This is a genomic window from uncultured Leptotrichia sp., from assembly GCF_938036635.1.
GTDB lineage: Bacteria > Fusobacteriota > Fusobacteriia > Fusobacteriales > Leptotrichiaceae > Leptotrichia > Leptotrichia hongkongensis.
The window spans coordinates 1-8,863 of sequence record NZ_CALHQO010000096.1; the positions used below are offsets into that span (position 1 = coordinate 1).

An 8,863-nucleotide genomic window follows, 5' to 3' on the forward strand; every position below is an offset into this window, starting at 1 on the left:
AAAAAGAAATAGGGGGCATAGATAGAAAAATGAGTACGAAGTATTTAAAGGTTAAGCCATCAGAAGATTTTTTTAGGAAATACGGAATTAAGAATTTTGAGATTGAGTATGTTAATTTATTTTCTAAAAAGAGAGAGATTGAAATATTTGTGAGGGTTCATAATTTTGAGGCACATAATGAGATACAGGATTTGAGGCAGCTGCTTTATAAGAGTTTTGAAAATGGTTTAAAATTGAAGATTAAGATGGATGTTAATCCTGAATTGATACAGAAGGATGTTATTGGATTTGTAAAATTTGCAATTGAGAATTATAAACATGAGAGTAAGAGATATCAGTATATTTTTGCAAGTTATGAAGTGGAAAGTTTGGGAAATACGGTGTTTATAAAATTACCGTCGCATCATTTGATAGAAGAGGCCAAAAGAACTGAGGCAAAGGAAGAACTTACAAGAAAAATTTATGAATGTATGGACAATTCGATAAAAATTGAGTTTGTAAATGGGGATTTTGAGGAAGTGAAGGCTAAAATTAAGGCTCAAAATGAATTAAATTCGGTAAAGGCAAGCGAACTTCCAAAGTATGAAAATGCTAGTGTAAGTAATGGTAATGGCAGTAAATATGGAGGAAATGGAAATTTTAATAATGGAAATAACGGAAACGGTTATTCAAATGGCGGAAATGCTAATGGAGATAGTAACAAAGGTAACTACAAATGGAAAAAAATTCCTGATTTAGATGCTATGCCATTTTCAACACTTGATATTTTGAACAATGGTGATGATGTGGCACTAGAAGGAAAGATATTTAACGTAGATATGAGAGAAACTAAGAATGGGAAGTTAATGTGTGATTTTATGATTACAGATTATACAGACTCTGTTAGCTGCAGAATATTTTTTAACACGAATGAGGATATTAAGGTAAAACTTGGGGAATGGGTAAAGGTTACTGGAAGTTTTGAGGCGGATATGTATAGTGGTGAAAAGTATGTGAGAACGCAAAGAGTGGAAGCTATAGAATCTAAAGATGTGAAAAAAGAGGACAATGCACCCAAAAAAAGAATAGAACTTCATGCACACACGAATATGAGTGAAATGAGCGGAGTTATGTCAATCAAGGATTATGCGAAAAGAGCTAAAGAATTTGGGCATAGCGGGATTGCTGTAACAGATTACGGAGTAGTACATTCATTTCCGTTTGCGTTTAAAGAGGCAAATGAGGATTTTAAGGTTATTTTTGGGATGGAGGCGTATGTAGTTGATGACGAGCAGGACTTGATTACAAATCCTAAGGACAAGATGATTGAAGATGAAATTTATGTTGTATTCGATATTGAAACGACAGGATTTGATCCTTTTAATGACAAGATAATTGAAATTGGGGCTGTGAAAATGCGTGGAAGGGAGATTATTGGAGAATTTTCTGAATTTGTAAATCCTGAAATTCCAATTCCGCCAAAGATAACAGAACTTACAACAATTACTGATGAAATGGTTGCAAATGCTGAAAAAATAGAAACAGTACTTCCAAGATTTCTAGAATTTTGTACCGATACAACGGTAGTTGCCCACAATGCGAAATTTGACGTGGGATTTATCAAGCAAAAAACTATTGAGCAAGGACTTGAGTATTCTCCAAGCGTAATTGATACGTTACCTTTGGCTAGGACATTGCTTCCTGATTCGAGAGGATATGGTCTTGCTAATTTGGTGAAATATTTTGGGATCACGCTTGAAACACACCATAGGGCTGTTGATGATGCAAAGGCTACTGCGGAAGTTTTTCAGAAATTTTTAAATATGATTTTAAGTAAAGGGATTTTGAAACTAATTGAGATTAATACGGATTTACAGCCGAATATTCAAAATTCTGAAACATTGAACACGATGATTTTGGTAAAAAATCAGGCTGGGCTTCGTGACCTGTACGAGCTTGTATCACGTTCCAACATAGAATTTTTTGGAATGAGAAGGCCTAGAATACCAAAAACTTTGTTAAACAGCATGAGGGAAAATCTGCTAATTGCAAGTTCGGCTTCAGCTTCTGAAAGAAATAAGGGAGAACTTGTAAATCTTTATTTACGTGGGGCAGAAAAAGATGACATTGAGGAAAAAGCGAGATTTTATGATTATATTGAGATTCATCCGCATACAAATTATGCTGACATGGTGGAAAGAACTAGCAAGGAAATTGAAAGTTACGATATAATAAAGGAAATGAACAAGTATTTTTACGAACTTGGAAAAAGTCAGAATAAAATTGTAGTTGCGACGGGAGATACCCATTATCTTGAAGAGCGTGAAGCAATTAACAGGAATGTTCTTCTTTTGGGAAGTGGAACAATGTGGAAAACTGAAACTTCGGAAGGAGTGAGAGGGTATGAGTTTTTCGATAGAAAATTGTATTTTAAAACTACTGAAGAAATGTTGGAAGCATTTGATTATCTGGGAGAAGAAGCGGCTCAGGAAGTCGTTGTGGAAAATACTCATAAAATCAATGATATGATAGAGCAGGTGCGTCCAATTCCAACTGGATTCTATCCGCCGAAAATTGATGGGGCAGAAGATGAAGTAAGAGAGATGACTTATAAGAAACTTGAGGAGCTTTATGGGGAAAATATTGATAAAAGCCTGAAGGAAAGAGTGGAAAAGGAGCTTAATTCGATTATTCAAAATGGATTTGCGGTACTTTATTTAATTGCACAGAAACTTGTGCATAAATCGGTGGACGCAGGTTATCTTGTAGGTTCACGTGGTTCAGTTGGATCTTCAATAGTTGCCTATCTTATGGGAATTACCGAAGTAAATGGACTTTATCCGCACTACAGATGTCCGAAATGTAAGCATACGGAATTTATGAACGAAGAAGGAAGTGGAGTTGACTATCCTGACAAAAATTGTCCAGAATGTGGTACAAAATATATAAAAGATGGACACGCTATCCCATTTGAAGTGTTTATGGGATTTAATGGAGATAAAGTGCCAGATATTGACTTGAACTTTTCTGGTGAATATCAAGGAGAGATTCATAAATATACGGAAGAGCTGTTTGGAAGTGACAATGTCTTTCGTGCTGGAACGATTTCTACGCTTGCCGAAAAGAATGCTTTTGGGTATGTGAAAAAATATCTTGAAGAAGTGGAAGGAACGCCTGAAATAAAAGAAAGAAAAGCAGAAGTTATGAGAATTGCAAAAGGCTGTGAAGGGGCTAGAAAAACAACTGGACAGCATCCCGGTGGAATGATAGTCGTTCCAAAGGACAAGTCAATTTACGATTTCTGCCCAATTCAGCGTCCAGCAAATGATATGAAATCAACTTCCAAGACAACCCATTTTGATTATCACGTAATGGACGAACAGCTTGTAAAACTGGATATACTGGGACACGACGATCCGACAACACTTAGAATTTTACAGGATTTGACAGATGTTGATATTTATACGATTCCGCTTGATGATAAGGAAGTAATGAGTTTATTCAGCGGGACAGAAGCACTTGGTGTAACTCCAGATGAAATCGGCTCTCCGACAGGTACATCAGGAATACCTGAATTTGGTACATCTTTCGTAAAACAGATGCTAGTTGACACACGTCCAAAAACTTTTGCGGAATTAGTCAGAATTTCTGGACTTTCACATGGGACAGATGTTTGGCTGAATAACGCACAGGACTACGTAAGAAGTGGAATTGCAACTTTGAGTCAGATTATCACGGTGCGGGATGACATTATGAATAAGCTGATTGACGATGGACTGGATAAATCATTAGCCTTTTCCATAATGGAATTTGTCAGAAAAGGACAGCCTACTAAAAATCGTGAAAAGTGGCAGGAATATTCTAAAACAATGAAAGAACACGGTGTAGAGCAGTGGTATATTGATTCATGCGAAAAAATAAAATATATGTTCCCAAAAGGGCATGCGGTGGCTTATGTAATGATGGCAGTAAGAATCGCTTATTTTAAAGTGCATTATCCAATCGAATTTTATACAGCTTTCCTAAATAGAAAAGTCGGAGATTTTAAAATGACAACAATGTTTAGACCAGTAGAAGAATTAAAACGTGCAAAAATGGAAATGGACAGAAAAGGAAACTTAAACGCTAAAGAAAAGCAAGAATTATTTTTGTACGAAATTTTGATTGAAATGCACTACCGTAAAATCGAGCTGGAACAAATTGACATTTATAAATCGCAAGCAAAACTTTTCACAATACAGGACGGTAAAATCAGAATGCCATTAATCGCAATGGATGGACTAGGGGAAGCTGTTGCTGAAAATATCGTTTCTGAACGAAAAGTTGACTTTTTATCAATCGAGGATTTAGTAAAACGTACAAAATTAAATAAAACGATTGTGGAACTGATGAAAGAATATGGATGTTTAAAGGATTTGTCAGCAACAAATCAGCAGACATTGTTTTAGAAAATAATACAAAATTAATTCCGTTTTCAACTATTGACAATATTTTAGACTGTGTTTTTTAAGCATAAAATATGTTATACTAAACACCGTTTAAAAAAATGAAAAAGATGAATTGCTGTTAAAAATATTGACAATTATAAAAAGATATAATATGATGTATTTATGAGAAGTTGATGTTAATTAGAATTGTAGGTTAATTTAGGGAAATAACTTCACTTGTAGAAATTAGTAACTAATGTGAATTTCTAAAGAAAAAGTTATAAAAAATGAACAAATTATAAATGAATATCGGAAAAGTCTTTTAATTAACATGACTTTTTCGATTTTTATATAAATAATAAAAAATACAGGAGGATGTTAGGATGACGGATATTGAAATTGCTCAAAATGCGAAATTGAAAAAAATCGGTGAGATTGCAGAAAGTATAGGACTTACGGAGGATGATTTTGAGCCTTATGGGAAATATAAGGCTAAGGTTAGTTTGGAAGTGCTGAAGAAAAATGCAGGGAAAAAAGATGGGAAATTGATTTTGATGACGGCTGTTACTCCTACGCCTCCGGGGGAAGGGAAGTCTACTGTTACTGTTGGATTAACTCAGGCGTTGAACAAGTTTGGATATAAGTCAATTGCGGCACTTAGAGAGCCGTCCTTGGGGCCTGTGTTTGGGATGAAAGGTGGAGCAGCTGGCGGTGGAATGTCACAAGTGGTTCCTATGGAAGAGATAAATTTACATTTTACAGGGGATATTCACGCAATTTCGGCTGCACATAACTTAATTTCTGCGTGCATTGACAATCATATACATTTTGGAAATGAACTTGATATTGATGTGAATAATATTACTTTTAAACGTGTGCTTGATATGAATGACAGAAATTTGAGAAGCATTGTCGTTGGGCTTGGGCCAAAGGTGAATGGCGTGCCTCGTGAAAATTCGTTTCAAATAACGGTTGCTTCGGAAATTATGGCAATTTTCTGTCTTGCTGATTCTATTACCGACTTGAAGGAAAGAATTGGCGAAATAGTTTTTGCATACAACAGAAAAGGGGAAATGCTTAAAGTTAAGCAGCTTAATATTCAAGGAGCAGTAGCGGCATTACTAAAAGATGCGATAAAGCCTAATTTAGTACAGACTTTAGAAAACACGCCTGTATTTATTCACGGTGGGCCTTTTGCGAATATCGCACATGGATGTAATTCGTTGCTGGCTACAAAAATGGCTTTGAAATTGTCGGATTATGTGGTTACGGAAGCTGGATTTGCAGCTGATTTGGGGGCTGAGAAATTTTTGGATATAAAAGCTAGGCTTGGGAACTTGGAGCCAAATGTTATTGTAATTGTTGCGACAGTTCGTGCGTTGAAGCATCACGGCGGAGACAAGGACTTGAAGTCGGAAAATATCGAAACATTGACAAAGGGGCTTGTAAATCTTGAAAAACATATTGAAAGCATGCAAAAGTATAATTTACCAGTTGTTGTGGCGATTAACAAATTTATAACTGATACTGATGCTGAAATTCAAGTGATAAAAGATTTTTGTGCAAAAATGGACGTGGAAGTTGCCAATTGCGAAATCTGGGAAAAAGGTGGAGAAGGTGGAAAAGAGCTTGTGGAAAAAGTTATGAACGCCATTGAGAAAAATGAAAAATCTGAGAAAAAATACACTCCACTTTATGATTTGAACTTGTCAATTCAGGAAAAAATTGAAAAAATAGCAAAAGAAATTTACGGAGCAGATGGAGTAAATTTTGCCCCGAAAGCACTTAATAATATTAAAAAATACATAGAAAACGGCTATGACAAATTGCCAATATGTATTTCAAAAACACAAAAATCATTGTCAGACAACCCAAATCTACTGGGACGCCCAACAGGCTTCACAATTACAATCAATGAAGTGAGATTATCAGCTGGAGCAGGATTCTTAGTAGCAATGGCTGGAGAAATCATCGATATGCCGGGGTTGCCTAGAAAGCCAGCGGCAGAGTTAATTGACATTGATGAAAATGGGGTAATTTCAGGATTATTTTAAATTTAATATACAGATATAATAGAATGGAAAAACATAAAAATGGAAAATACAAAAGTAAAAATGAGAAGACGGGACAGAGAAATTACAGACAACGAAAAAATAAAAGAAATTATAAAAGCCTGTGACTGTTGCCGGCTTGGCTTAAATGATAAGGGAAAAGTGTACATCGTCCCACTAAATTTTGGCTTTATCGAAGAAAATGGAAACTATACATTTTATTTTCACGGTGCAAGAACAGGAAGAAAACTTGATATAATAAAACAAAATAACTACGTAGGATTTGAACTTGACACAAATCATAAAATTTACACAAAAGGTGATAAAGCCTGCAATTATACCGCTAGATTTCAAAGTGTAATCGGAAATGGGAAAGTTGAGATTATTGAAGATTCACAGGAAAAAATGAAGGCTTTGCTGGAACTGATGAAACATAATACTGGAAAAACAGAATGGGAATTTGACGAGCAAATGCTGAAGGCAGTTTGTGTGTTTAAACTTTTAGTTGAGGAGATGAGCTGCAAGGAACATGAGTAGAGAGAATTTGAATGGAGGTAAAAAATGTCAAAAAAATATGATTTTGAAACAATCTTAAGCAGAAAAGGACAAGGATCGTACAAATGGGAACAGATGTATGAAGTATTTCCAGAGCTGAAAGACGATATTGTTCCGTTTTCTGTGGCGGATATGGAGTTAAAGATTGCTCCTGAAATAACAGAAGGAATGAAAAAATATATTGATGAAGCGGTTTTGGGGTATTCGGGAACTTATCCTAAATATTATGAGGCTGTTATAGGATGGATGGAGAGAAGGCACGGTTTTAAGGTGGAAAAAGACTGGATTTTGTGTACTCCTGGTGTAGTTTCAGCTATATATGTTGCGATTAAAGCTTTTGCGAAGGAGAATGAAGGTGTGATTACGTTTACTCCTGTTTATTTTCCGTTTTATAGTTCGATTACTTCAAATAATAGAAAATTGGTAGATTGTGGCTTAGTTGAGAGTAAAAATGAGAATGGTGAAGTCAAGTATTCTATTGATTTTGAAAAATTTGAAGAGTTTGCAAAAGATAAAAATAATAAAATATTGCTTTTGTGCAGTCCTCATAATCCGCTTGGGATTGTGTGGAGCAGGAAAGATTTGGAAAAGATTGGGAAAATTGCGGTTGAGAATGATTTGATTGTAATTTCTGATGAGATTCATTTTGATATTGTTATGAGCGGGCATAAACATACAGTTTTTCAGACTTTATCAGAAAAATTTGCTGAGATTACAATAACATGCACTGCCCCTACAAAGAGTTTTAATCTAGCTGGAGCAGGAATTTCAAATATAATTATCAAAAATGAGAAATTACGTAAAAAATTCAAGGCTGAAATGGAAAAAATGTCAATGCATGTTTTTTCAACATTAGCATATAAGGCATGTGAATTGGCTTATACAGAGTCAGAAGAATGGTTAGATGAATTTTTACTGTTAATTGATAAAAATCAGAAATTGGTAAATAAATTTTTTGAAGAAAGATTTGTAGATTTAAAGGCACCACTAATACAAGGGACTTATTTACAATGGCTAGATTTTCGGGCATTGGGGCTTAAAAATACAGAACTCAAGGAATTTATGAATAAAAAATCAAAAATATTTTTTAGTGAGGGATATACATTTGGAAAGGCTGGAGATGGATTTGAGAGAGTAAATCTAGCTGTGCCAACTAAATATTTGGAGAAAATGCTGGAAAGACTTTATGAAGTGCTAAAAGTGGAATTTCCAAAATTTTGTAAATAGAATTTGATTTTATGTTTTACTTTTTTGAGGTTATTGTGGTATAATATAAAGGAAAAACAAAATTTTCTACTTGAATAAAAAAATTGAAAAAAGGATGGAGAGATATAAAAATGAAAAAAGTGAATAGCTTTTTGACTGATAAGTGGAAATGTTGTAGAAAGAATAGCTTTAGGAGGGGAGCTTGTGACAAAAAAAATAGATAGAATTATCGAAGCAGGGAAAGAAAAAATAAAAAAATTAAAAAAAGTGGAAATAGGAGTATTGGCATTAATTAACACAGTCATAGGATTCAATATGAGTGCAGAACCATTAAATATGCCAAAGGAATATTCTGAAAATATCACAGTAAAAGGTCAGGAAAAAGACGTATTTGATTATGATTTTAATAGTGATGGAATCAATGAGAAAGTTGTTGTAACTTATAATATAGTAGATAATTTGGTAGGGGCTGTTGTTTCGATTTACACAAATCAAGGTGGAAAAGAAATTTTAACTTATCAAGTAGCTTTTGATAAAAAGTTTGATATTTTAGAATTTCAAACAATGCAAAAAATGTTTGACAAGGTTAAGGAATATTACCCTGAATACTCTAAAAATATTCAGCCTAATGAAACTAGATATATT

Annotated in this window: 4 protein-coding genes and 1 pseudogene; all 5 read left to right on the forward strand. The window is 34.4% G+C overall.

Annotated elements, in window-relative coordinates; translation table 11 throughout:
• Nucleotides 1–29: 29 nt before the first annotated feature.
• The gene (locus Q0370_RS01780; protein ID WP_299571298.1) at nucleotides 30–4,427 is read left to right on the forward strand and encodes a PolC-type DNA polymerase III; all 4,398 of its coding nucleotides are present in this window, start codon (nucleotides 30–32) and stop codon (nucleotides 4,425–4,427) included.
• Nucleotides 4,428–4,789: 362 nt separating this feature from the next.
• A complete protein-coding gene (locus tag Q0370_RS01785) occupies nucleotides 4,790–6,460 on the forward strand; it encodes a formate--tetrahydrofolate ligase (RefSeq protein ID WP_299571301.1) in 1,671 nt (556 codons plus the stop codon).
• A 39-nt stretch (nucleotides 6,461–6,499) separates the two neighbouring features.
• A complete protein-coding gene (locus Q0370_RS01790) occupies nucleotides 6,500–6,994 on the forward strand; it encodes a pyridoxamine 5'-phosphate oxidase family protein (protein ID WP_299571304.1) in 495 nt (164 codons plus the stop codon).
• 24 nt (nucleotides 6,995–7,018) lie between these two features.
• Nucleotides 7,019–8,239 carry a MalY/PatB family protein gene (locus Q0370_RS01795; RefSeq protein WP_299571307.1) on the forward strand — a complete coding sequence of 407 codons (1,221 nt, stop codon included), beginning with the start codon at nucleotides 7,019–7,021 and terminating at the stop codon, nucleotides 8,237–8,239.
• A gap of 183 nt (nucleotides 8,240–8,422) precedes the next feature.
• A pseudogene (locus tag Q0370_RS01800) lies at nucleotides 8,423–8,863 on the forward strand (L,D-transpeptidase); the annotation flags it as partial.